Here is a 23,377-nt window from a genome sequence, read left to right as displayed (position 1 = left end):
GTGCTCCAACCGCGGGTCAAGGGGCTGGGCGACCTGGAGCACAGGGGCAGTGTGCGCCGGGGTACGGGGCGAGGCCGACCGGCGCCGGCCGGGTGCCTCGCCGCCCCGGGGGCGGCCTCCCCGCCCGTGCCGCCCCCGGGGGCACCTCCCGGGCCGTTCAGGCACCGGGGGAGGCACGACGGGCTCGCGGCTGGGGGCGGCTACTCGCCCAGGACCCGCCGCCACTGCGCGACCGCGTCCGCCGACACCGGCCCCTCCCACCCCGCCGGCCGCGCCGCGCCGCCGATGTGGAAGCCGTCGATGCCCGCGTCCAGCAGGCCGGGCACGTGCTCCAGCCGCAGGCCCCCGCCCACCAGCAGCTGCTGCTCGTACCCCGGCTCCCCGCGCCGTCGCGCCTCCGCGAGGAGCACGGTCAGGCCCTCGTCCACGCCGTCGGCGGACCCGGCCGTCAGGTAGGTGTCGAGGCCGGGGAAGTCCGCGAGCTGCTTGCGCAGCGCGTCCCGGTCCGCGGCCCGGTCGATCGCGCGGTGGAAGGTCCAGCTGCACCCCTCCAGCTCCTTGGCGATCCGCTCCACCGCGCCGAGGTCCACGTCGCCCTCCGCGTCGAGGAACCCCAGGACGAACTGCGTGGCCCCGGCCTCCCGCAGCTCGCCGGCGACGCGCGTCAGCCGCTCGACGTCACCGGCGGCGAACCCGTCCGCGAGCCGCAGCATCACCCGCAGGTCGATGTCGACGGCGGCCCGGATCGCGGCGACGGTCGCGGCCGACGGGGTGAGTCCGTCGGCCGCCATGTCGGTGACCAGTTCGAGGCGATCCGCGCCTCCGGCCTGGGCGGCGACCGCGTCCTCGACGTCGAGGGCGATCACCTCCAGGACTGCACGCTTGCTCATGGGACCCCATTCGTCGGCCTGCTACAGGTCTAGTCCAATCCAGACTACGCCCCGGCGGCAGGCCCGGGTGCCCGTGCCGCCGCTCAGTCGCCGAAGATGTTCAGCTCCGCCTCCTCCACCCCGGCCAGCTCGTACCCGGCCGCCCCGTCCAGGGGGCGGCCCGCGTAGAGCCGTACGAGGGTGGCGCCGTCACCGATGAACCGGCCCGGCGGCCGCTCCCCGCTCACCTCGCCCAGCTTCAGGGGTTCGTCGAGGTCGTCGAGGTCGGCGTGGAGCGGCACGTGACCGCGCGCCCGGGTGACCGCGCCGAGCAGCGCGAGCGCCTCCGGAAGTCCGCGCCCCGCGTACGCCCCCGGCTCGCCGAAGGTCACCCGCAGATCACCGGCGTGCACCCACTCGCCCAGGGCGACGGCGTCCAGCCTGGGGTCCGACCGGGCGATCACCGGACCCGCCTCGGTCATGCCGCGTTCCAGTTCGTCGACGACGCGGGCGTTGCTCCAGTCGGCGCGTTCGGCGATGTCGCGGTCGTTGCACTCGGGCGAGAAGACGCCCTTCTCGAACCGGCCCTCCACCACCCGGAGCAGCGCGGAGGAGCAGTGCGCCAGCACGTCGCGCACGGTCCAGCCGGGACACGCGGCCACCGGCAGCGCGAAGTCCGCGTCCGGGCGGGAGCGCAGCAGGGGCACCAGTTCGTCGCGTTCGAGCAGCAGCAGCCGGCCGGGCAGTTCGGGGTCGCGTACGTCGTGCAGGTCTGCGGGAGTCGTCATGGACTCCACGTTAGGGGCCGAGCAGGTCCTTCAGTTCGGCGTCGAAGAGAAGAGCCGGGTCGAATCCCATGCCGGTGAACTGGCCCGCGAGTTCCAGGGACAGGACGCCGTGCAGCCGGGTCCAGAAGGACAGGGCCCGGTGCAGGGCGGCCGGGTCGGCCGCCCGCTCCCCCGCCCACTGCCGGTGGGTGTCGAGGTGCGCGTCGAAGGCGTCGGCGTCGCCCTCCCGCAGGGGCAGCGCGGCGCAGGCGTCGACGATGACCGCCATGGTCTCGGCGGCGATCTCGGTGATGTCGCCGGGTGCGTGGTAACCGGGGACGGGGGTGCCGTGGATGAGGAAGTAGCGCTGCGGGTCGTCCAGGGCCCAGGCGCGCAGGGCGTGCGCGAGGGCGGCCGCGTCGGCGCCGGCCTCGGCGGCCGCGCGGAAGGTGTCGGCCTGGCTGCGGTAGGCGTCCCGGATGAGTTCGGTGATCAGCTCGTCGCGGCCGTCGAAGTAGCGGTAGAGCGCGGGTCCGCTCATGCCCATGCGCTTGGCGATCGCGTTGAGGGAGAGCGCGGAGGCACCCGCCGTGGCGATCTGCTCCCAGGCGTGTTCCTTGATCTCCGCGCGCACCTGGGTGCGGTACCGCTCCCGCGGGGTGCTCGTGCGCGCCTCCGGCATGGTCCGTCCGCCGCCTCTCGCCCGGCTCGGCCGGCTCGCCCGGCCCGGATCTCCTCAGGTCGGTTAGAAGCTATCACGATCATTATCTGGAAGAATGCGCCCATGGCCGCCCCCGCCGATCCCGCCGCCCTCGACGCCCTGCGCAACCGGTTCGCCCGTGCCCTGGCGGGAGTCACCGCTCCCGGCACCGCCGCCCCCGACCCCGCGCCGTACGCCGACCACCTGCTGGCCCGCTGGCAGGAGCCGCAGCGGCGGTACCACACCCTCGCGCACCTCACCGCCGTCCTGGACCACGTCGACGTGCTGGCGGAGTACGCCGGGGACGTGGACGTCGTACGCCTCGCCGCCTGGTTCCACGACGCCGTGTACCTGCCCGACCGGTCCGAGAACGAGGAGCGCTCGGCCCGGCTCGCCGAACGCGCGCTGCCCGAGGCCGGGGTGACGGCGGAGAAGACCGCCGAGGTGGCCCGGCTGGTCCGGCTCACCGTCACCCACGCCCCGGCCGCCGACGACCGCGACGGGCAGGTGCTGTGCGACGCGGACCTGGCGGTCCTCGCCTCGCCGCCGTCGGCTTACGCGGCGTACACGGCGGCCGTCCGCGAGGAGTACCACTTCGTGCCGGACGACGCCTTCCGCGCGGGCCGGGCCGCGATCCTGCGTCAACTGCTGGGCCTGCCCGCCCTGTTCCACACCCCGCACGGGCGGCGGGAGTGGGAGGCGACCGCCCGCCGCAACCTCACCGGCGAGCTGGAAATGCTGTCGCTCCCGGACACCCCGGACGTCTAGCCTGCCCCCCATGCGGACCATGGGCGGGGAACAGGTGGAAGAGGCCGTCGCGGGCGCCGTCGCGCTGCTGCGGACGGCGACGGACCGGGACTGGCGCGGCACCCGGGCCGGGCGGCTCGACTGGGACTGCCGGCACACGGCGGAGCACGTCGCCGACGACCTCGTCTCCTACGCCGGCCAGCTGGCCGGGCGCGCCACCGAGGCGTACGTGCCCTTCGGGATCACGCTGGAGGAGGCCGCCGGCAGCGAGGACGTGCTCCAGGTGATCGAGACGACCGGCGCCCTGCTCGCCGCCACCGTCCGCACCACTCCGCCCGAGGTGCGGGCCTTCCACCCGTTCCCCTTCCGCAGCGCGGACCGCGAGGGCTTCGCCGCGATGGGGATCACCGAGGTGCTGCTGCACACCCACGACATCGCCGAGGGCCTCGGGCTGGCTTACGAACCGCCCGCCGAGCTGTGCACGGACCTGCTCACCCGGATCTTCCCGCACGTCCGGCCGGGCGCCGACCCCTGGCGCACCCTGCTGTGGGCCACCGGACGCGGCGACCTGCCGGGCCGCGCCCCGGTCACCGAGTGGCGCTGGTACAACAACCCGGCGGTCCCGGCCGAACGGCTCACCCTCCAGGGCGTCACGCCCGCCGCCGCCACCGACCTCGCCGCGGGCGGCGACGGCGGCTTCGCGTGGGCCGGGGGCGGCCCCTTCCAGGGCACCCGGGACGCCGCCGGCATGCTGCTGAAGGCGTACGAGGCGGGGGTGCACCGGCCGGAGTGGGGCGTCTTCGTGCTCGTGCGGCGCGCGGACGGGCACGCGGTCGGCGGCATGGGCTTCCACGGGGCGCCGGACGAGGACGGCCGGGTGGAGATCGGCTACGACCTCGTCGAGGCGGCCAGGGGACGGGGTTACGCGACCGAGGGGGTGCGCGCGCTGTCCGCGTGGGCGCTGGCACGGGAGGAGGTGACGTCCGTGTGCGCGACCACGGACCGGGAGAACACCGCGTCGCAGGCGGTCCTCGCGCGGGCCGGGTTCGCCCCGGTCGCCGGGGAGTCCGCCCAGGACGGCGAGAGCGGCGAGAGCGACGGGCAGTACGCCTACGAACTGCGCGGCTGAGCACCGGCGCCCGGAGCGGCCCCGGGACCCGGGCCGGCGGCACCCTTGCGGCGGCGCAGTCCCGCCCCGTGCAGCAGCCGCACCACCTCGCGGCTGCTGACCTCCAGCGCACCGGCGGACACGGCGTCGGCGTACCGCTGGGCGGGCAGGTCGTAGTGGTCGCGTTCGAAGGCGCGGCGCGGCACGCCCAGGGCCGCGGCGAAGGCGTGCAGTTCGGCGTAGGAGACGTCGCTCACCAGGTGCGACCACAGACGGCCGTGGCCCGGCCAGGTCGGCGGGTCGATGTAGACGGTCACCGGAGGGTCCTCACGCCCGGGCACCGCCGGGGGCCGCGCCCAGCGAGCCGACCGCCGCGACCTTCACGCCGGCCTTGCCGCACACCCAGTGCGGATCGGGACCCAGCTCGGGCTCGACGTCCAGCGCATGGGGGTCGCCGGACCCGCACACCGGGCACAGCGGCCAGCGGCCGTACCGCTCCAGCAGGGCGTCCTGCACGTCCTGGGCGACCAGCCCCGCCACGAACTCCGCGCCCTCGGGCCACTGCTCGACCCACCAGCGCCGCTGCACGACGGACTCCTCGACGAGTGAGACGACGTCCGGTTCGGCGACCTCGCCCGCCACCAGATCGGCGAGCACCAGGGCGCGCGCGGCGTGCAGCGCCTGCTCCAGGGGGCTGATGGGGTCCATGCACCCATTGTGCGCACTCTTGACCCGCGGACCGAAACGAAAATATCTTTCATGAGTGACCGATGAACTGAAGGAAACTTTCGCCACCGCCTCCGGGGGCCGCCGCGCCGTCGGCGGCGGGAGCGCGCCGCCCGCGCCCGCCGCCCTCGCGGCCAAGGTGCGCACGCTGGCGCCGTCGATGACCCGGTCCATGCAGCGGGTCGCCGAGGCCGTCGCGGGCGACCCGGCCGGCTGCGCGGCCCTCACGGTCACCGGCCTGGCCGAGCTGACCGGCACCAGCGAGGCGACCGTCGTGCGCACCGCCCGGCTGCTCGGATACCCCGGCTACCGTGATCTGCGCCTCGCGCTCGCCGGGCTCGCCGCCCAGCAGCAGTCCGGCCGCGCGCCCGCCATCACCACCGACATCGCGGTCGACGACCCGATCGCCGACGTGGTCGCCAAGCTGGCCTACGACGAGCAGCAGACGCTCGCGGACACCGCCGCCGGCCTGGACACCGTCCAGCTCGGCGCGGCCGTCGCCGCACTGGCCGCCGCCCGCCGCACCGACGTGTACGGCATCGGCGCCTCCGGTCTGGTCGCCCAGGACCTCACCCAGAAGATGCTGCGCATAGGGCTCATAGCCCACGCGCCGGGCGACACGCATCTCGCCGTCACCAACGCGGTGCAGCTGCGCGCCGGGGACGTGGCCCTGGCGATCACGCACTCCGGCTCGACGGGGGACGTGATCGAACCGCTGCGGGTCGCCTTCGAGCGCGGCGCGACGACCATCGCCATCACCGGCCGCCCGGACAGCCCCGTCACCCAGTACGCCGACCACGTGCTGACCACGTCCACGGCCCGGGAGAGCGAGCTGCGGCCGGCGGCGATGTCGTCGCGGACCAGTCAGCTGCTGGTCGTGGACTGCCTGTTCGTGGGAGTGGCGCAGCGCACCTACGAGTCGGCGGCGCCGGCGCTGGCCGCCTCCTACGAGGCGCTGGCGCACCGGCACGGGGCGCTCCGCGGGGTCGCGGGAGACCGCGGCAGGTGATCGCCGTGCGCGACCGCGGGTCCGTCGCGGCTGGTCGCGCCCACGCGGCACAGCCGCACATCGGCACAGCCCCGGGCCCCTCGGACCCTCGCACCGCCCGGCATCCACACGTCACTGGAAAGAGCCAAACTTTCATGACCTCCACCCCCCACCACCCCGACCTCCGTTCCCAGTTGGAGACGCTGACCACCGAGGCGTTCCGGCCGGAGCTGGCCGAGATCGACCAGCTGCCCACCCTCGACATCGCGCGGCTGATGAACGGCGAGGACGCCACCGTGCCCGCCGCCGTCACCGAGCGGCTGCCCGAGATCGCCGCCGCCATCGACGCGATCGCCGCCCGCATGGCGCGCGGCGGGCGGCTGGTCTACGCGGGCGCCGGGACGGCCGGCCGGCTCGGCGTGCTGGACGCCTCGGAGTGCCCGCCCACCTTCAACACCGCACCCGGGCAGGTCGTCGGCCTGATCGCGGGCGGCCCGGGCGCCATGGTCACCTCCGTCGAGGGCGCCGAGGACTCCCCGGAGATGGCCCGCGCCGACCTGGACGCCCTCGCGCTGACCGCCGACGACACGGTGGTCGGCGTCTCCGCCTCCGGCCGCACCCCGTACGCCGTCGGCGCCGTCGAGCACGCCCGCTCGCTGGGCGCCCTGACCGTCGGCCTCGCCTGCAACGGGGACAGCGCCCTGGCCGCCGCCGCCGAGCACGGCATCGAGGTGGTCACCGGACCCGAGCTGCTCACCGGCTCGACGCGGCTGAAGGCCGGCACGGCGCAGAAGCTGGTCCTGAACATGCTGTCGACGATCACGATGATCCGGCTCGGCAAGACGTACGGGAACCTGATGGTGGACGTCCGTGCCTCCAACGAGAAGCTGCGGGCCCGCTCGCGCCGCATCGTCGCGCTCGCCACCGGCGCCGGCGACGACGACGTCGAGAGGGCCCTGACGGCGACCGACGGCGAGGTCAAGCACGCGATCCTGGTCCTGCTGGCCGACGTGGACGGCCCGACGGCCGCCCGCCTCCTGGAGGAGTCCGCCGGTCACCTGCGGGCGGCCCTGAGGGCGGCGCTCGGCTGACCGCGCGGACGGGCCCGTCCGGCGGTCCGCCCGGCGGTCCGTCCGGCGGTCCGCCCGGACCGGTCGGCGTCGTGTGCGATTCTGAGGAGCATGAACCACGCCCAGCTGACCGCCCTGGGCCGCGCCCTGCGCCTGATCGGTGAGCACGGCGAGGCCCTGACCGCCGACACTCCGGAGGCCAAGCTCCACGAGGTCCGCGCGGACCTGAAGCGCGCGCTGGACCAGCTGGAGGAGAGCGTCACGACGGCGGCCCCCAGCACCCGCTGCCCCGAGCACCCGAACGGTCCGGTGGACGCCGCCGCCCCCGACCTGTGCCTGCTGTGCGAGACCCGCCGCCGCACGGCCCGCCGCGCCGAGTACAACGGCGGACCGCTGCCCGCCCGGCCCGCCGAGCCGGTCCCCTCCCGCTACGGCGTGCGGGGCGACCGGCCGCAGCCCCAGCAGCGGTGGCTGCCCGAGCTGTGGACCGGCCAGACGTGGCAGCTGTGCGGCACCCCGCGCCGCGACCGCCGCGAGGCCGAGCTGTACATCGCGGCCCAACTGCGCGGTCCGCGCGCGGCGATGGCGTACCGGCTGGTCCACGAGTTCACCGACTACGAGGTGCTGCGGGTGTGGGGCACACCGGTGCGGGTGGACATCGAACCGATGGGCGGCCTCTGACCCGGCCCCCTTCCAGTACTCCAGCCGTAGTACTCTGCCTGGAGTACTGTGAAGGCGCGTACGCGCCCGGAGCCGGGAGCCGGACATGGTGAGACGCAACGACCAGCGCCGCGCCGCCCTCGTCGACGCCGCGATCGAGGTGCTGGCCGCGCAGGGCGCCCGGGGCCTGACCTTCCGGGCGGTGGACACCGAGGCCGCCGTCCCGGCCGGCACCGCGTCCAACTACTTCGCGAACCGTGACGACCTGCTCACCCAGGCGGGCGCCCGCGTCTACGAGCGGCTGCACCCCGACGAGGCCACCATCGCCCGCCAGCGCGCGGCCGGCCGCGACCGGGACACCTACGTGCAGCTGATGCGTGAACTGGTCGACCGCGTCGCCTCGTTCCGCACCGGTTACCTCGCCCTGCTGGAGCTGCGCCTGGAGGCCACCCGGCGCCCCGGGCTGCGCGCGGTGCTGACGGAGCGCGTCCGCGAGGACGTGGCCGCCAACGTGGCCTACCACGAGGCGTCCGGCCTTCCCGGCGACGCCATGGCCGTCAAGCTGCTCATGCTCGCCCTGAACTGGCTGATCGTCGAACGGCTCACGCTGCCGGACGTGTTCACCGAGGAGGAGCGGGACCGGCTGGTGACGGCGGCGGTGGAGCGCGTCGTGGCGCCGGACGGAGCGGACCGGGGCTGAGCCCTCGCTCTTTCCCCGGCGGGGTCAGATCTGGTTCTCGCCGCCGTCGACGTACCAGTTGGCGCCGAGGACGAAGCTGCTCTGGTCCGAGGCGAGGAAGGCCACCACGGCGGCGACCTCCTCGGGACGCCCCATGCAGCCGATCGCCGTGTCCCCGGCGAGCTTGGCCTGGACGGCGGTGGCGTCCGGCCCGCCGAAGAGGTTGGTGATCCCGGGGGTGTCCACCGGCCCCGGGGAGATCGCGTTGACCCGGACGCCACGGCCCTTGAGTTCGTTGGCCCAGCCCCGCGCGAAGGTCCGGACGGCGGCCTTGGAGGCGGCGTAGAGACTGAACGCCTCCGCTCCGTTGTCGGCGGCGGTGGAGGCGTTGAGGATCACCGAGGCACCGTCGTTGAGCAGCGGCAGCGCCTTCTGCACGGTGAAGAGCGTGCCCCGCACGTTGACGCCGAAGATCTCCTCGTACCGCTCCTCGGTGATCTCCTCCAGCGGCACGAGCGAGGCGGTCGCCGCGTTCGCGAAGACCACGTCGAGCCCCCGGCCGCGGGCACGGACCGCGTCGTAGAGCCGGTCCAGGTCGGCCGGGTCCGAGACGTCACCGGCCACCGCCGTGACCCGCTCGGCGCCGATGACCTCCACGGCCGCGTCCAGCACGTCCTTGCGCCGCCCGGCGATGAACACGTGCGCGCCCTCGTCCGCCAGCCGCACCGCACTGGCCAGGCCGATCCCCGTGCCGCCACCGGTGACGACGGCGGTCCTGCCTTCGAGCTGTCCCATGGTGAATGACCTCCATAGCTTCAGTACCGATCGGTACTGAAAGCGACCGTAGCACATCTGTACCGACCGATACGGAAGACGTAGACTGGCGGCATGGAGACGCGACGGAAGGGGCCGGCCGGCAGGCCGAGGGGCTTCGACGCCGACGAGGCCCTGGAAAAGGCCATGCGGGTCTTCTGGGAGCAGGGCTACGAGGGCGCCAGTCTCACCGACCTGACCGGCGCCATGGGCATCACCCGCACCAGCATGTACGCGGCCTTCGGCAACAAGGAGGACCTGTTCCGCAAGGCGCTCGAACGCTACGAGGAGGGCCCCGCCTCCTACGTCGCCCGCGCCCTGCGCGAACCGACCGCCCGCGAGGTGGCGACCGCCTTCCTGCGGGGTGCCGTCCAGGTCAGCACCCGCCCCGACTGCCCGGCCGGCTGCCTGGGCGTCCAGGCCTCGCTGGCCGCGGGCGAGACCGGACGCTCCGCGCGCGACCTGCTCGCCGACTGGCGCGAAGGGGGCGTCGCCCGACTGCGCGACCGGTTCCGGCGGGCCGTCGACGACGGGGACCTGCCGCCGGACACCGACCCGCTGCACGTCGCCCGCTACCTCATGACGTTCGCCAACGGCATCGCCGTGCAGGCCACCGGGGGCGCGGGCCGGGAAGAACTCCAGCGGGTGGCCGACACGGCCCTGCGCGACTGGCCTCCCGCCTGACGGCACGCCGGGCGCCACGTTGCACAGTCAGGAACGGCGGCGTGCCGGGAAGTGGTGGGCGGTGACCACGGTCGGCCCGGCCACGCCGTAGGCCAGCCGCCGGCCCCCGGTCCGGTGGTCGTCCGCCGCCCCGTCCTCCTGGGCCTTCTTCTGCTGCTCGTACGTCCGCGTGCCCGCCGAGCGGCCGTCGGTGAAGTTGTACAGGTCGCACGTCTCCCCCGGCTTCACGGGTCCCGAGCGCTCCGCGTCCCCGTACTCCTGGATGATGCCCGCGCACCGCGGGGTGTCGCCTGCGGTCGCCGCCTCGGTGAGGAAGTACCCGCCGGCGACGACCGGTAGGACGAACAGGCCGAGCAGGAGGCCCCGGAAGCTCACGCCTCCGGGTCCACCAGCGGCAACGGCGTGAACGCGTGGCCCTCCCACAGGCGCCGGGAGGTCTCCTCCGGGTACGGCGCGACGGCCGGCTCGGCGTCGAACACGCGCACGAGGCGCTGTCGCGTGTCGTACGCGGGCCAGCCCGGGTCGCCGGTGCGGGCGAACGCCGTCCAGTCGGCCCGGAAGCGGGAGGACAGGGCCAGCGCCTCCTCGGACGGCTCCGCGCCGCCGAACTGGAGCAGCGCGAGACTCTCCTGGAAGGTGCCGAAGAGGAGCGGGATGTCCAGGGCGTGACAGGCGCCCAGGGCGCCGTCGAAGGCGGGTGCGGGCCAGGTGAGTTCGTAGACGTGGGCCCGGCCGCCGCCCGCGAGGTGGGCCTCGGCCAGGTGCAGCGACGGCATCGCGAACAGCCAGTCGGTCTGGACGCGTTCGTAGAGTTCGTCGGCCGACGCCTCCGGGAACGCGGCGCGGTAGGCGGCCTCGCCGCCCGGGGCGTACAGCCGTAGGGCGGCGCTCGCGCGGTCCTCGCCGACCGCGCCGAGCTTGCCCGCCATCGCGGTGAAGAGGCGGTTCTCGTCGCGGTTGTGACCGACCATCAGGTCGACGTCACGGGCCGCCCCGGACGCGAGCGCCTGCCACGGCGCGACCGGCAGGAACTCGCCGTCCACGACGGGCGCGTACGGGGTGACCGTCGGCGCGGCCTGGCCCCAGCGCGGCACGTTGCCCGGCATCTTCGGGGCGAGGGCCTGGCCGGCTTCGACGAGCCGGTCCGGTGCGATCCCCGCGAGGTCCTCGACGGTCGGGCGCAGGCCCAGCTCGCCGGCGAGGGCGCTACCGATGTCGGCGGCGAGTCCGGTGGAGAAGAACGTGCCCGGCACGCTCTGGGCGACGGCCCGCCGGAAGAGCCCGGCCGCGCGGGGCATGGCCAGCAGGGACGCCACGGATCCGGCGCCCGCCGACTCGCCGAAGATCGTGACCTGGCCGGGGTCGCCGCCGAACGCGGTGATGTTCTCCTGCACCCAGACCAGCGCCGCGACCTGGTCAAGCAGGCCCCGGTTGGCCGGGGCGCCCTCGATGTGGGCGAAACCCTCCATGCCGAGGCGGTAGTTGAGGGTGACGACGACGAGGTCGCCGTCGGCGGCGATGCGGCGGGCGTCGTAGGCGGGGCTGCCGGAGTGGCCCATCTTGTAGGCGCCGCCGTGGATCCAGACCATGACCGGGCGGCGGGCGGCCGGGTCGGGCGCAGGGGTCCACACGTTGACCGTCAGCCAGTCGTCGCCCGCGGGGGCGTCCGGCGGGGCGGCGGCCCCCACGGCCCCGAGGTCCTGCGGGGGCGGCGGGCCGAAGGCGTACGCGTCGCGTATGCCGTCCCAGGGGCGGGGGCGGCGCGGGGCGGCGAACCGGGCGTCCCCCACCGGTGCCTGGGCGAACGGTATGCCGCGGAAGACGGCCAGACCGTCCTCGTCGCGGCCGCGCACCGCGCCGCAGCCGGTGCGCACCACGGGTTCTGCCGACTCCACGGGTCCAGTGATCGTCATCCCACGGACCCTACGCCGCGGTGCGCACCGCGCTCGGCCGAGGGTCCGTCAGCTCAGCGTCCTGATCGCCGCCGCGTCGTACGGGGCGAGCGCCTCGAAGCGGCCGGCGAGGACCTTCTCGGCCCACTGCGGGTCCTGGAGCAGGGCGCGGCCGACGGCGACGAGGTCGAACTCGTCGCGCTCCATGCGGTCGAGGAGGTTGTCGAGGCTGCCGACCGGGGCGCCCTGGCCCTGGAAGGCCTTGGTGAAGTCGCCGTCCAGGCCGACCGAGCCGACGGTGATGGCGGTCTTGCCGGTGAGCTTCTTGGTCCAGCCCGCGAGGTTGAGGTCCGAGTCCTCGAACTCGGGGACCCAGTAGCGGCGGGTGGAGGCGTGGAAGGCGTCCACCCCGGCCGCGGCCAGCGGGGAGAGGATCGCCTCCAGCTCCTCGGGGGTCTCGGCGAGGCGGGCGTCGTAGGCCTCCTGCTTCCACTGGGAGTAGCGGAAGATCACGGGGAAGTCGGCGGAGACCCTCTCCCGTACGGCGGCCACGATCTCGGCGGCGAACTTCGTCCGGGCCACCGGGTCGCCGCCGTAGGCGTCGGTGCGGCGGTTGGTGCCGGACCACAGGAACTGGTCGACGAGGTAGCCGTGGGCGCCGTGGATCTCCACGCCGTCGAAGCCGAGGCGCTCGGCGGCCGCGGCGGACTCGGCGAAGGCACCGACGACGTCGTCCAGGTCGCGCCGGGTCATCGCGGTGCCGGTGGGCTCGTCCTCGCCGATGCGCAGGCCGGAGGGGCCCACGGCGGGGGCGTCGGCGAAGGGCGGCTCCCCAGCCTTGCGGACCATGCCGATGTGCCACAGCTGCGGGACGATCGTGCCGCCCGCCGCGTGCACCGCCTCGGCGACCTTCGCCCACCCGGCGAGCTGCTCGTCGCCGTGGAAGCGCGGGACGCGGTCGCTCTGCCCGGCGGAGTCGTGACCGACGTAGGTGCCCTCGGTCACGATCAGCCCGACACCGGCGGCGGCGCGGCGCGCGTAGTACGACACCACGTCCTCGCCGGGGACGCCGCCCGGGGAGAACATGCGGGTCATCGGCGCCATCGCGATGCGGTTGGGCACGGTGAGGCCGTTGATCGTGGCCGGGCGGGCGAGAAGCCGGGCGGCGCGCGAGGCGGCCTCGGCGGGGGTGACGGTCACGTGGGGGCTCCTGAAGTCGATACCGGACGGTATGTGCGCGCGCATTCATCGCACTCCTCGGTGAACCCTCCCGCCCGGCCGCGGCATTCCGTCCGCAGCCGCCCACCCGCCGTGACCCGGGCCACATCCGGATGACCGGCCGGGCCGGGCGGACCGGTCGGTGCCGGGCCACGGAAACGCCCGAGGGCGGCACCCCCCTCGCGGGGAGTGCCGCCCTCGGTCCGTGCGGAACGGCCGATCAACCGGAAGCGGTCGATCAGAAGTCCATGTCACCGCCCGGCATGCCGCCCGGGGCGCCCGCCGCGGCGGCCTTCTCCGGCTTGTCGGCGATGACGGCCTCGGTGGTGAGGAACAGCGCGGCGATGGAGGCGGCGTTCTGCAGCGCGGAACGGGTCACCTTCGCCGGGTCGATGATGCCCTCGGCGATCATGTCGACGTACTCGCCGGAAGCGGCGTTCAGGCCGTGACCGACGGTCAGGTTGCGGACCTTCTCCACGACGACGCCGCCCTCGAGACCACCGTTGACGGCGATCTGCTTCAGCGGGGCCTCCAGGGCGAGCTTCACGGCGTTGGCGCCGGTCGCCTCGTCACCCGACAGCTCCAGCTTCTCGAAGACCTGGGAGGCCTGGAGCAGGGCCACGCCACCACCGGCGACGATGCCCTCCTCGACGGCCGCCTTCGCGTTGCGAACGGCGTCCTCGATGCGGTGCTTGCGCTCCTTGAGCTCGACCTCGGTGGCGGCACCGGCCTTGATGACGGCCACGCCGCCGGCCAGCTTCGCCAGACGCTCCTGGAGCTTCTCGCGGTCGTAGTCCGAGTCGCTGTTCTCGATCTCGGCGCGGATCTGGTTGACGCGGCCCTGGACCTGGTCGGCCGAGCCGGCGCCGTCCACGATCGTGGTCTCGTCCTTGGTGATGACGACCTTGCGCGCGCTGCCCAGCAGGTCCAGCGTGGCGTTCTCGAGCTTGAGGCCGACCTCCTCGGAGATGACCTCGCCGCCCGTGAGGATGGCGATGTCGCCGAGCATGGCCTTGCGGCGGTCGCCGAAGCCCGGGGCCTTGACGGCGACGGACTTGAAGGTGCCGCGGATCTTGTTGACGACCAGGGTCGACAGGGCCTCGCCCTCGACGTCCTCGGCGATGATCAGCAGCGGCTTGCCCGACTGCATGACCTTCTCCAGGAGCGGCAGCAGGTCCTTGACGTTGCCGATCTTGGAGTTGGCGATCAGGATGTACGGGTCGTCGAGCGACGCCTCCATACGCTCCATGTCGGTGGCGAAGTACGCCGAGATGTAGCCCTTGTCGAAGCGCATACCCTCGGTGAGCTCCAGCTCCAGACCGAAGGTCTGGGACTCCTCGACGGTGATGACGCCTTCCTTGCCGACCTTGTCCATGGCCTCGGCGATGAGCTCGCCGATCTGGGTGTCGGCGGCGGAGATGGAGGCCGTGGAGGCGATCTGCTCCTTGGTCTCGACGTCCTTGGCCTGCTCCAGCAGGGCGGCGGAGACGGCCTCGACGGCCTTCTCGATACCGCGCTTCAGGGCCATCGGGTTGGCGCCGGCCGCGACGTTGCGCAGGCCTTCCTTGACCAGGGCCTGGGCGAGAACGGTCGCGGTGGTCGTACCGTCACCGGCGACGTCGTCCGTCTTCTTGGCGACTTCCTTGACCAGCTCGGCGCCGATCTTCTCGTACGGGTCCTCGAGCTCGATCTCCTTGGCGATGGAGACACCATCGTTGGTGATCGTGGGGGCGCCCCACTTCTTCTCGAGGACGACGTTGCGGCCCTTGGGGCCGAGCGTCACCTTGACGGCGTCCGCGAGCTGGTTCATGCCGCGCTCGAGGCCGCGCCGTGCCTCCTCGTCGAACGCGATGATCTTGGCCATGTGAAGTGGTCCCTCCAGGACTGGGGGTGATTCCTTCGGACCGCGCCCGCGCCCGCGACGGACGGCTCGCCGGCCTTGTGGTTCCTTCCCCACCCGGCCTGCGGGCCTCACCGACCCGGTCCTTCGTTGTCACTCTCACCTTCAGAGTGCTAACGCAATGATTAGCACTCGCCCCCATCGAGTGCAAGCGCCTCTCGGGGATCGAGCCCCGCGCTCAGCCACCCGCGAACACGGGGACGGGGCACCTGCGGGCAGGCCGAAGGGCCCGTACCCAGCGGGTACGGGCCCTTCGGATGAAGACCGGGTGCTGTGGTGGCCGAGCGTCTCAGGCGCTGAGGCGAACCATGTCGGCCTGCGGGCCCTTCTGACCCTGCGAGATCTCGAACTCGACCCGCTGGCCTTCTTCGAGGGTGCGGTAGCCGTCCATCTGAATCGCGCTGTAGTGGACGAAAACATCCGCACCACCGTCGACCGCGATGAAGCCGTACCCCTTCTCCGCGTTGAACCACTTGACGGTGCCCTGAGCCATGCCTAACTCCCCTATTACTGGCCCTTGCACAGATCCGCACTTCGCGGACCCGGGTCAGACCTCGCCCCCCACGACTGGGGGCGTGCGCCGGAACGCGTCGACCGCGGCTGAATGTATCTGTCCAACTGCCGTCTGCAACAGGTCAATCGGACGAGAAATCTGGACGCACCCGGTCCGGAATGTGGCGAGAATTCGCCTGAATTCGGGTCAAGTCGGGGCACACAAAGGGCACAAAAGCCGCACAATACGCCCGCACTTTGGCTGCTTCTTGTCGGACGAGCGGCAGGAATTAACGGTTCCCGTTGTTTCGATCGGGAGCGCGTTCCCCAACTCTACCGCGCTCAATCACATGGAATTGCCCCCTCCGCTTCTCTCACGGAGAGGGCAATACGCACTACAAGGTGTATCTGCGGAGGATCAGCCGCCGGCGACCGCCGGGATGATCGAGACGCCCGCGCCGTCCGGCGTCGCCGTCTCCAGGCCCTGCTCGAAGCGCACGTCGTCGTCGTTGACGTAGACGTTGACGAAACGGCGCAGCTTGCCCTGGTCGTCCAGGACGCGGGCGGCGATGCCCGTGTGGTTCTTCTCCAGGTCGGAGATGACCTCGCCGAGGTTGGCCCCCTCGGCACTGACCTCGGCGCTGCCGCCGGTGTAGGTGCGCAGGATGGTCGGGATACGAACGGTCACGCTCATGCGAGGCCAGCCTCTCGGAAGGAGTCCAGGTTGGGGCGGATCGTGGCGGTGAGGCCGGTGCCGGCCACCGCGTCGAGGGTCTTGAGGCCGTCGCCGGTGTTGAGGACGACCGTGGTGAGCGACGGGTCCAGGACGCCGTCCTCGATCAGCTTCTTCGTGACGCCGACCGTCACGCCGCCCGCCGTCTCCGCGAAGATGCCCTCGGTACGGGCGAGCAGCTTGATCGCGTCCACGATCTGCTCGTCGGTCACGTCCTCCACGGCACCGCCGGTGCGGCGGGCGATGTCGAGGACGTAGGGGCCGTCGGCCGGGTTGCCGATGGCCAGCGACTTGGCGATGGTGTCCGGCTTCTGCGGCCGGACCACGTCGTGACCGCCCTTGTACGCCGTGGAGACCGGCGAGCAGCCCTCGGCCTGCGCGCCGAAGATCTTGTACGGCTTGTCCTCGACCAGGCCGAGCTTGATCAGCTCCTGAAGCCCCTTGTCGATCTTCGTGAGCTGGGAGCCGGAGGCGATCGGGACGACGAGCTGGTCGGGCAGCTGCCAGCCGAGCTGCTCGCAGATCTCGTACGCGAGGGTCTTGGAACCCTCGGCGTAGTAGGGGCGCAGGTTGACGTTGACGAAGCCCCAGCCCTCGCCGGCCGGGTCGCCGATCAGCTCGGAGCAGAAGCGGTTCACGTCGTCGTAGTTGCCCTCGATGCCCACCAGCTCGCCGCCGTAGACGGCGGCCATGACGACCTTGCCCTGCTCCAGGTCGTGCGGGATGAACACGCAGGAGCGGAAGCCGGCCCGGGCGGCGGCGGCGCCGACCGCGCCGGCCAGGTTGCCGGTGGAGGAGCAGGACAGGGTGGTGAAGCCGAAGGCGCGGGCGGCCTCGATGGCCTGGGCGACGACGCGGTCCTTGAAGGAGTGCGTGGGGTTGCCGGAGTCGTCCTTGACGTAGAGCCCGCCGGTGACGCCCAGCTCGCGGGCGAGGTTGTCGGCCTTGACGAGCTTGGTCCAGCCGGGGTTGATGTTCGGCTTGGTCGCCACGTCGGCCGGGACGGGCAGCAGGGGGGCGTAGCGCCAGATGTTCGCGGGGCCCGCTTCGATCCGCTTGCGCAGCTCTTCGGTGTCGTGGCCGGAGAAGTCGTAGGCGATCTCCAGCGGGCCGAAACACTCCTCGCAGGCGAAGACCGGTCCGAGCGGTACCCGGTGGCCGCACTCCCGGCAGCTCAGGGCGGTGGCGGGGCCGAGGTCGACGGGGGAACCCGAGGCGTTCGCGGAGGACGCGGTGTTCGTGGGGTTCGTGGTGCTTTCGGCAGTCTGCACAGCCATGGAGGCGAGGCCCTTTCTCCTCATCTTCCTCACGACGCATCTCGCCGTGAGACGGATTTGGCACCTTCCCTAGCCGGGAGCCTCGCCACGTCTGTGTGACAAGAGCCGGCTGGAGGGTTGCCGGGGCTTCATCGGGCCGTATCCCTCTGCCCCTCTGGATGAGCGGTATGTGGTTGTTTTTCCGTTGTGCACGCGGCGACCCCGGCATGCGGTGGTCCCTCGCGTTGTTCAAGACTGTAACCGAAGGCCAGGACGGTTGAGATAGTCGTCCGTACCGCGAGATGGATCACAGAGGAGCCACCGGACGTGCTGGAAGAAGTCGAGCGCTGGCTGGCCGCACGCTCCTGGCGCGCCGCGGACCGGCCGGTCCAGCAGCTCCTGTCCGCCAAGCGTGCCACCGGGCAGTCGGTCAGCGTGGTGCTTCCCGCGCTGGACGAGGAGGCCACGGTCGGCGACATCGTCACGGTGATCCGGCGGGAGTTGATGGGCCGGGTTCCGCTCGTCGACGAGGTCGTGGTCGTGGACTCCGGGTCGAGCGACCGCACCTCGGAGGTGGCCGCGGCGGCCGGTGCGCGCGTCGTGCACCGCGACGCGATCCTGCCCCGCATCCCCGCCGTGCCGGGCAAGGGCGAGGTGCTGTGGCGCTCGCTGCTGGTCACCGGCGGGGACATCGTCTGCTTCGTCGACGCCGACCTGCGCGAGTTCTCCGCCGACTTCGTCTCCGGGATCGTGGGCCCGCTGCTGACCGACCCCGACGTGCACCTCGTCAAGGCCATGTACGACCGTCCGCTCGGCGCCGCCCCCGGGCAGGGGGGCCGGGTCACGGAGCTGATGGCCCGCCCGCTGCTCAACATGCACTGGCCGCAGCTGGCCGGCTTCGTCCAGCCGCTGGGCGGCGAGTACGCGGCCCGCCGCTCGCTGCTGGAACGGCTCCCCTTCCCGGTCGGCTACGGCGTCGAACTGGGCATGCTGGTCGACGCGTTGCACCTGGTGGGCCTGGACGCGCTCGCGCAGGTCGACGTCGGGGTGCGCGTCCACCGCCACCAGGACGGCCGGGCGCTGGGCCGGATGGCCGCCGCGATCTACCGCACCGCCCAGCTCCGGCTGGCCCGCGGCCACCTGCTCCGCCCGGCCCTCACCCAGTTCGAGCGGGGCGCCGACGGCTTCGAGCCGCGCACCCACGCCGTGGACACCGAGGAACGGCCCCCGATGACGGACATCGCGGAGTACGCGGCCCGGAGGGTGGCGTAGGCCTCAGGGGGCTCAGCCCGGGACGCCGTCCGACCAGCGCCAGCGGCCCGCCGCGTCCTGCTCGCAGGTCAGGTACTCGCCGCCCCGGCCGTGGGTGCTCAGGCCGTGGTGCTTGTTCGCGCAGAACTGGCCGTCGGCGTAGCAGTTGCCCGCGGGGCTCTTCAGCTCGCAGGCGCCGGAGCCGCCGCCGGTACCGCCGCCCCCGGTGCCGCCCGTGCCGCCGCCGGTTCCGCCCGTGCCGGCGTCCCGTGTCTTCGACGGCTTCGGGGTCGGCTTCGGCGTGTGCAGCGGGCGCCCGGCGCAGTCGCGGCCGTCGCGGGGGACGGTGAAGGTCACGGCGCCGGATCCGCCGCTCTGCTCGCAGACCTTCTCGCCGCTGCCCCAGGAGGAGGCCCGCTGCCCGGTGCCCTGGAGGAGCACGGTGTAGCCGACGTCCGCCTGCTCGGCGGCGCGGACGGCCGCCGCGATGCTGCCGCCGGTGAGGTCCGGCAGCGTGACGGGGGTGGGCGTGGGGGTGGGCGTCGGCGTCGGGGTCCCGGTGGCGGGGGACGCCTCGGGGGTGGGGCTGTCGCCCGGCGCCGCCGTGCCGGTCGCGGTCTGCGTGGCCGCCGCGGCCGCCTCGTCCGCCCTCGTGCCCGTGTCCCCGTCGCCGCAGCCCGCCAGGGCCAGGGCGCCGGCCGCGATCAGCGCGGCCGTGCCGGCGAGTCTGCCGGTGCGCGGGTGCCGCGTACGTATGGGCATGCTTCGCCCACCCCCCAGATAGTTGAAATGTGCACCGCATATCCTCGGCCCGTTCACACTTCCTGCACAAGCCGTGTGACCGAATCGCAGCCGAGGGGACGCCTGCGCACGTTTGAGGTCTGAGGGGCCGGGCTAGGTTGAGACGTATGGCTTCAAGCTTCGGTGCTGCTCAGGTGCTGGTCGCGTCCAATCGGGGACCGGTTTCGTACGAGGTGCGGGAGGACGGGTCGCTGCACGCCAAACGGGGCGGTGGCGGTCTGGTCTCGGGGCTCTCGGCCATCGGGCCGGACGCCGGCGCGCTGTGGGTGTGCTCGGCGCTCGGCGACGGCGACCGCGAGGCGGTGCGGCGCGGGGTCGGCGAGGACGGCGTACGGATGCTGGACGTGCCGGCCGACGTGCACGCGGACGCGTACAACGGGATCGCCAACTCGGTGCTGTGGTTCGTGCACCACATGCTCTACCAGACGCCCCTGGAGCCGGTCTTCGACGCAGAGTTCCGGCGGCAGTGGGCCTCTTACGAGGCGTACAACCGGGCCTTCGCCGAGGCGCTGGCCGAGGAGGCGGCCGAGGGCGCGGTCGCGATCGTGCAGGACTACCACCTGACGCTGGTGCCGGGAATGCTGCGCGAGCTGCGCCCCGACCTCAGGATCGGCCACTTCTCGCACACGCCGTGGGCGCCGGTCGACTACTTCCGGCTGCTGCCGGACGACATCGCCGAGCAGGTGCTGCGCGGGATGCTGGGCGCCGACCGGCTCGGGTTCCTCACCCGGCGCTGGGCCGACGCGTTCACCGCCTGCTGCGACGCCGTGGTGGGCGGGCTCGGCGGTACGGAGATCGGCGTGCACGGGCTCGGCGCCGACGGGGACTTCCTGCGGGGGCGCTCGCACGAGGCCGACGTCGAGGAGCGGATGGCGGCGCTGCGGGAGGAGATCGGCACGGCGCCGGACGGGAGCCCGCGCCGCACCGTCGTGCGGGTGGACCGGACCGAGCTGTCCAAGAACATCGTGCGGGGACTGCTGGCGTACCGGGAGCTGCTGGCGGGCCGGCCCGAGTGGCGCGAGCGGGTCGTGCACGTCGCCTTCGCCTACCCCTCGCGGCAGGATCTCGCCGTGTACCGGGACTACACGGCCGAGGTGCGGCGGGTCGCGGAGGCGATCAACGAGGAGTTCGGCACGCCGGGGTGGTCGCCGGTGGTGCTGAACCTGAAGGACGACTTCGCGCGGTCGCTGGCCGCCTACCGGCTGGCGGACGTGGCGCTCGTCAACCCCGTGCGGGACGGGATGAACCTGGTCGCGAAGGAGGTGCCGGTGGTCTCCGACATGGGGTGTGCGCTGGTGCTGTCGCGGGAGGCGGGGGCGTACGAGGAGCTGGGCGAGGACGCGGTGGTGGTGAACCCGTACGACGTGGTGGGAACCGCCGACGCGCTGCACCGGGCGCTCGGCCTGCCGGCCGGGGAGCGGGCCGAGCGGTCGAAGCGGCTGGCGGCCGCCGGCACCGCGCTGCCCCCGGCGCGGTGGTTCCTGGAGCAGCTGGACGCGTTGCGGGGCTGACGGGCGGGCGCGGACTACCCGGCCCGGACCGGCGGGCAGGTGCCGGTGTCCGCGCCGATCGAGTTGATCTCCGCGTTGGAACGCGGGTCGCCCGCGTAGTTCCGCCGGTCCGTGCACTTCGCGCCGTCACCCTTAGGAGCGTCGGACGGCGTGCCGCCGGTGGCGGTGCCCTTGTCGGCCTGGGGGGTCGCGGTGGCGGTGGGTGAGCCGGAGGCCAGGGCGTCGTAGGGGCCGCCGCCGTCCTGGCCGGTGCCGCAGGCGGTGAGCGCCAGGCCGAGGGCGACGGTGGAGAGGGCGAGCATCGGGGTCTTCCGAGCGGTCATGGCGGTTCCTCCACGGTCCTGGGCCTGGGCCTCGGTGAACAGGCTCCACGGCGTGCAAGAGCCGGGGGCCGCGGACCGGGTTGTCCCGTCACCGGCGTCCGGACCCGCCTGTGACGGGCGGGGGAAACGGCTGTGACGTTGTCTCAGGCCAGCCGGCGCGCGAGAGCCGCCAGGAGGGTCACCACTCCGGCCGGACCGGGCACCTCGACGTCCGCGCGCTTGCGCAGTTCCGTCACCTCGTCGCTGCCGCTGCAGACCAGGAGCCCCGGGGTGCCTTCGGCGCGGAGGGTGTCGACGGCCGCGTAGGCCGGGAGGTCGCCGAGGTCGTCCCCGGCGAAGAGGACGGAGGCGGCGCCGAGGGAGTGGACGTACGACCTGAGGGCGGCGCCCTTGTCCATGCCGGGCGGGCGCAGCTCCAGGACCATGCGGCCGGGTTCGACGATCAGGCCGTGGCGGGAGGCCAGGTCGGTGAGGGGGGCGCGGAGGGCGTCGAAGGCGGCCCCCGGGTCGGGGGCGCGGCGGGTGTGGACGGCGACCGCGTGGCCCTTGTCCTCCGTCCAGGTGCCCTCCGCCGCCCCGGACCGCTCCAGCAGCCCCGGCAGCTCGGCGCGGACGGCGGCGACGCCGGGGTGCGGCTCGGGCGTGGTGAGGGTGCCGGTGGCGGCGTCCCAGCGCTCGGCGCCGTAGTGGCCGAGGACGACGAGGCGGTCGAGGCCGGGCACGCCGGCGAAACCGCCGTGGCCGACCGCGACCTCGGCGGGGCGGCCGGTGATCACCGCGATCGAGGCGACCTTCGGCGCCAGGGCCGCGAGCGCCGGTACGGCGTCCGGGTGGGCGCGGGCCTGGTCGGGGTCGGGCACGATCGGGGCGAGCGTGCCGTCGAAGTCGAGCGCGACCACCGCGCGGCCCGGGTGCGCGAGGAGGGCGTCGAGCCCTTCGCGGCCGGCCGCGGTCGCGGGCGTCGGCAGGGAGTGCGGGGAGTCGGCTCGGGTGGAGTCCTGGTGGCTGCCCATACCGCGAACCTATCCCGCACGGGCCGGGCGCACGCCTCCCCCGCGGTCCGCGCCCGCGGGAATCGGCGGGGCGGGAGTCCGGGCCGCGCCCGCCCGGAGGCGGCACCTCGGAAACCGGAGCCGCCGCCGGGCGGGAGGGAGTCGGCACGGAAGGAACCGAAGCCACGTCCGCCCGAACCGGCGCGTAAGGAACCGGGGCCGCGCCCGCCCGAACCGGCACGGAAGGAGACCGGGGCCGCGCCTGCCCGAACCCGCGGCCCGCCTGCCGGCAGCGGGCGCTGCCCGCAGGCGGGGAGGGGCTCAGGCGGGGAGGGACTCAGTGGTCGTTGACGAAGTTCACCGCGTAGGAGCCCTGGCCGCCCTTGCCCTCGAAGGTGAGGCCTATGTTGCTGTGCTCGTGCAGGTTGTACCGGCCGCCCTGGCTGGCCCGGTGCGTGACGCACGTGCCCTTGCCGGTGCTGACGGTGGCCTTGTAGTGGCTGATGTTCAGGTCCCAGTCGTCGACCGTGACGAACGCGGAATGGCCGTTCGCCGACGTGTCGCAGACGGAGATGATGTCCCCGTACTCCTCGACGTAGACCCGGACGCCCGTGCCGTTCCAGACGTGGTCCCAGTTGATCCCGGTCGGCGCCCCGGCCGCGCTGGCGGGCGTCGCGGTGACCGTGGTCAGACCGGCCGCGGCGACGGCGCCGACGAGAGCGGCGGTGCTGCGGCGGCGCAGTCGGGAACGCAGGCCGGCGGAGGCGGTTGAGGTGGTGCGCTGCATGAACCCTCTTCGTGGTCGTGGTGCGGACAAGCGGATCACGCCGAGGAAGAGCGCGTCCTCCCCGGCGGGTGACCCTGCACCTGCTCGGACGCCTGTACGGGACGTCATGGTTCTCCGGCGAACGGGATGCGCGGGCGGTCTAGCGCTCGGCGCGGCGCGACTCGCGTACCCGGCGCAGGCGGTTGACCGTCACCGGGTCGGCGGCGAGGGCGCGGGGGTCGTCCAGGAGGGCGTTGAGGAGCTGGTAGTAGCGGACGGGGGCCAGGCCCAGCTCCTCGCGGACGGCACGCTCCTTGGCGCCGGGGCCGGAGAAGCTCCGGCGCTCCAGTGCGAGGATGCCCAGCTCCCGCTCGGCCAGCTCTCCCAGGTCCATGTAGGGCACCGTAACGCCCGCCACCGACAGCGCGCCC

27 protein-coding genes and 1 riboswitch are annotated in these 23,377 nt (G+C 73.5%); of the genes, 9 read left to right on the top strand and 18 right to left on the bottom strand.

Annotated features, from left to right (window positions below):
* Positions 1-200 precede the first annotated feature (200 nt).
* The 3 genes from ACIBCJ_RS21340 to ACIBCJ_RS21330 form a co-directional block, all read right to left on the bottom strand.
* Complete coding sequence (locus tag ACIBCJ_RS21340) at positions 201-890, bottom strand: copper homeostasis protein CutC (RefSeq protein WP_362509909.1); 690 nt, start codon at positions 888-890, stop codon at positions 201-203.
* A gap of 83 nt (positions 891-973) precedes the next feature.
* Positions 974-1,657 (bottom strand): maleylpyruvate isomerase family mycothiol-dependent enzyme, encoded by a 684-nt coding sequence (locus ACIBCJ_RS21335; protein WP_362101608.1) that lies wholly within the window; start codon positions 1,655-1,657, stop codon positions 974-976.
* 10 nt (positions 1,658-1,667) lie between these two features.
* Positions 1,668-2,318, bottom strand: coding sequence for a TetR/AcrR family transcriptional regulator (locus ACIBCJ_RS21330; protein ID WP_362509915.1), 651 nt, complete (start codon positions 2,316-2,318; stop codon positions 1,668-1,670).
* Positions 2,319-2,420: 102 nt separating this feature from the next.
* Between ACIBCJ_RS21330 and ACIBCJ_RS21325 the strand changes: the two genes are divergently transcribed.
* Together ACIBCJ_RS21325 and ACIBCJ_RS21320 are read left to right on the top strand one after the other, a co-directional pair.
* Positions 2,421-3,104 (top strand): hypothetical protein, encoded by a 684-nt coding sequence (locus ACIBCJ_RS21325; RefSeq protein ID WP_365980773.1) that lies wholly within the window; start codon positions 2,421-2,423, stop codon positions 3,102-3,104.
* Positions 3,105-3,114: 10 nt separating this feature from the next.
* Positions 3,115-4,212, top strand: coding sequence for a GNAT family N-acetyltransferase (locus ACIBCJ_RS21320; protein WP_365980774.1), 1,098 nt, complete (start codon positions 3,115-3,117; stop codon positions 4,210-4,212).
* Here ACIBCJ_RS21320 and ACIBCJ_RS21315 read toward each other — a convergent pair.
* On the bottom strand, positions 4,194-4,508 hold the full coding sequence (locus ACIBCJ_RS21315) for a DUF4031 domain-containing protein (protein ID WP_362101619.1): 315 nt from the start codon (positions 4,506-4,508) through the stop codon (positions 4,194-4,196). The genes ACIBCJ_RS21320 and ACIBCJ_RS21315 overlap by 19 nt on opposite strands.
* Positions 4,509-4,518: 10 nt before the next feature.
* A complete protein-coding gene (locus ACIBCJ_RS21310) occupies positions 4,519-4,899 on the bottom strand; it encodes a hypothetical protein (RefSeq protein WP_362509921.1) in 381 nt (126 codons plus the stop codon).
* Positions 4,900-4,954: 55 nt separating this feature from the next.
* Here ACIBCJ_RS21310 and ACIBCJ_RS21305 point away from each other — a divergent pair, with 55 nt between their 5' ends.
* The 4 genes from ACIBCJ_RS21305 (at position 4,955) to ACIBCJ_RS21290 (ending at position 8,335) form a co-directional block, all read left to right on the top strand.
* A complete protein-coding gene (locus tag ACIBCJ_RS21305; protein WP_393528990.1) occupies positions 4,955-5,926 on the top strand; it encodes a MurR/RpiR family transcriptional regulator in 972 nt (323 codons plus the stop codon).
* Between the two features lie 134 nt (positions 5,927-6,060).
* Positions 6,061-6,996, top strand: coding sequence for an N-acetylmuramic acid 6-phosphate etherase (murQ, locus tag ACIBCJ_RS21300; RefSeq protein WP_362101624.1), 936 nt, complete (start codon positions 6,061-6,063; stop codon positions 6,994-6,996).
* Between the two features lie 90 nt (positions 6,997-7,086).
* Positions 7,087-7,656 (top strand): hypothetical protein, encoded by a 570-nt coding sequence (locus ACIBCJ_RS21295; protein WP_362101627.1) that lies wholly within the window; start codon positions 7,087-7,089, stop codon positions 7,654-7,656.
* Between the two features lie 85 nt (positions 7,657-7,741).
* The gene (locus ACIBCJ_RS21290; RefSeq protein WP_362101630.1) at positions 7,742-8,335 is read left to right on the top strand and encodes a TetR family transcriptional regulator; all 594 of its coding nucleotides are present in this window, start codon (positions 7,742-7,744) and stop codon (positions 8,333-8,335) included.
* A 24-nt stretch (positions 8,336-8,359) separates the two neighbouring features.
* Here the strand turns inward: ACIBCJ_RS21290 and ACIBCJ_RS21285 are convergent, their stop codons facing one another.
* Entirely contained in the window at positions 8,360-9,109 is a 750-nt protein-coding gene (locus ACIBCJ_RS21285) for an SDR family oxidoreductase (protein ID WP_365980775.1), read from the bottom strand.
* Between the two features lie 93 nt (positions 9,110-9,202).
* On the opposite strand from ACIBCJ_RS21285, the gene ACIBCJ_RS21280 reads away from it, so the two are divergent.
* Positions 9,203-9,811: a TetR/AcrR family transcriptional regulator gene (locus tag ACIBCJ_RS21280; RefSeq protein WP_362101635.1), complete on the top strand. Its 609-nt coding sequence runs from the start codon at positions 9,203-9,205 to the stop codon at positions 9,809-9,811.
* Between the two features lie 27 nt (positions 9,812-9,838).
* Here the strand turns inward: ACIBCJ_RS21280 and ACIBCJ_RS21275 are convergent, their stop codons facing one another.
* The 7 genes from ACIBCJ_RS21275 to thrC all read right to left on the bottom strand — a co-directional run bounded on the left by ACIBCJ_RS21275 (position 9,839) and on the right by thrC (position 17,323).
* Positions 9,839-10,186, bottom strand: coding sequence for a hypothetical protein (locus ACIBCJ_RS21275; RefSeq protein ID WP_365980776.1), 348 nt, complete (start codon positions 10,184-10,186; stop codon positions 9,839-9,841).
* A complete protein-coding gene (locus ACIBCJ_RS21270; protein WP_365980778.1) occupies positions 10,183-11,724 on the bottom strand; it encodes a carboxylesterase family protein in 1,542 nt (513 codons plus the stop codon). The genes ACIBCJ_RS21275 and ACIBCJ_RS21270 overlap by 4 nt, the downstream gene beginning before the upstream one ends.
* A gap of 48 nt (positions 11,725-11,772) precedes the next feature.
* A complete protein-coding gene (locus ACIBCJ_RS21265) occupies positions 11,773-12,903 on the bottom strand; it encodes an NADH:flavin oxidoreductase (RefSeq protein ID WP_362101643.1) in 1,131 nt (376 codons plus the stop codon).
* A 256-nt stretch (positions 12,904-13,159) separates the two neighbouring features.
* On the bottom strand, positions 13,160-14,785 hold the full coding sequence (gene groL, locus ACIBCJ_RS21260) for a chaperonin GroEL (RefSeq protein ID WP_007388714.1): 1,626 nt from the start codon (positions 14,783-14,785) through the stop codon (positions 13,160-13,162).
* Between the two features lie 325 nt (positions 14,786-15,110).
* Positions 15,111-15,314 (bottom strand): cold-shock protein, encoded by a 204-nt coding sequence (locus ACIBCJ_RS21255; protein ID WP_004929928.1) that lies wholly within the window; start codon positions 15,312-15,314, stop codon positions 15,111-15,113.
* A 417-nt stretch (positions 15,315-15,731) separates the two neighbouring features.
* Positions 15,732-16,007: a MoaD/ThiS family protein gene (locus tag ACIBCJ_RS21250; protein WP_133888904.1), complete on the bottom strand. Its 276-nt coding sequence runs from the start codon at positions 16,005-16,007 to the stop codon at positions 15,732-15,734.
* Positions 16,004-17,323, bottom strand: coding sequence for a threonine synthase (gene thrC / locus ACIBCJ_RS21245; RefSeq protein ID WP_362101648.1), 1,320 nt, complete (start codon positions 17,321-17,323; stop codon positions 16,004-16,006). The genes ACIBCJ_RS21250 and thrC overlap by 4 nt, the downstream gene beginning before the upstream one ends.
* A gap of 17 nt (positions 17,324-17,340) precedes the next feature.
* Positions 17,341-17,488, bottom strand: a riboswitch (SAM riboswitch).
* 141 nt (positions 17,489-17,629) lie between these two features.
* On the opposite strand from thrC, the gene ACIBCJ_RS21240 reads away from it, so the two are divergent.
* Complete coding sequence (locus tag ACIBCJ_RS21240; protein WP_362509936.1) at positions 17,630-18,574, top strand: glucosyl-3-phosphoglycerate synthase; 945 nt, start codon at positions 17,630-17,632, stop codon at positions 18,572-18,574.
* Positions 18,575-18,586: 12 nt separating this feature from the next.
* Here the strand turns inward: ACIBCJ_RS21240 and ACIBCJ_RS21235 are convergent, their stop codons facing one another.
* Complete coding sequence (locus tag ACIBCJ_RS21235; RefSeq protein ID WP_365980779.1) at positions 18,587-19,315, bottom strand: hypothetical protein; 729 nt, start codon at positions 19,313-19,315, stop codon at positions 18,587-18,589.
* A gap of 146 nt (positions 19,316-19,461) precedes the next feature.
* On the opposite strand from ACIBCJ_RS21235, the gene ACIBCJ_RS21230 reads away from it, so the two are divergent.
* Positions 19,462-20,865, top strand: coding sequence for a trehalose-6-phosphate synthase (locus tag ACIBCJ_RS21230; RefSeq protein WP_365980780.1), 1,404 nt, complete (start codon positions 19,462-19,464; stop codon positions 20,863-20,865).
* A 14-nt stretch (positions 20,866-20,879) separates the two neighbouring features.
* Here the strand turns inward: ACIBCJ_RS21230 and ACIBCJ_RS21225 are convergent, their stop codons facing one another.
* The 4 genes from ACIBCJ_RS21225 to ACIBCJ_RS21210 form a co-directional block, all read right to left on the bottom strand.
* The gene (locus ACIBCJ_RS21225; protein ID WP_365980781.1) at positions 20,880-21,188 is read right to left on the bottom strand and encodes a hypothetical protein; all 309 of its coding nucleotides are present in this window, start codon (positions 21,186-21,188) and stop codon (positions 20,880-20,882) included.
* A 143-nt stretch (positions 21,189-21,331) separates the two neighbouring features.
* Entirely contained in the window at positions 21,332-22,201 is an 870-nt protein-coding gene (otsB, locus tag ACIBCJ_RS21220; protein WP_365980782.1) for a trehalose-phosphatase, read from the bottom strand.
* 316 nt (positions 22,202-22,517) lie between these two features.
* Positions 22,518-22,967: a hypothetical protein gene (locus ACIBCJ_RS21215; protein WP_362101666.1), complete on the bottom strand. Its 450-nt coding sequence runs from the start codon at positions 22,965-22,967 to the stop codon at positions 22,518-22,520.
* A gap of 139 nt (positions 22,968-23,106) precedes the next feature.
* The gene (locus ACIBCJ_RS21210) at positions 23,107-23,340 is read right to left on the bottom strand and encodes a DUF3263 domain-containing protein (protein WP_362101669.1); all 234 of its coding nucleotides are present in this window, start codon (positions 23,338-23,340) and stop codon (positions 23,107-23,109) included.
* Positions 23,341-23,377 lie beyond the last annotated feature (37 nt).

Source organism: Streptomyces sp. NPDC051136 (assembly GCF_044455745.1).
Taxonomy (GTDB): domain Bacteria; phylum Actinomycetota; class Actinomycetes; order Streptomycetales; family Streptomycetaceae; genus Streptomyces.
The sequence above is the reverse complement of the archived record's forward strand: the minus strand, read 5'-3'. Positions and strand labels throughout refer to the sequence as shown.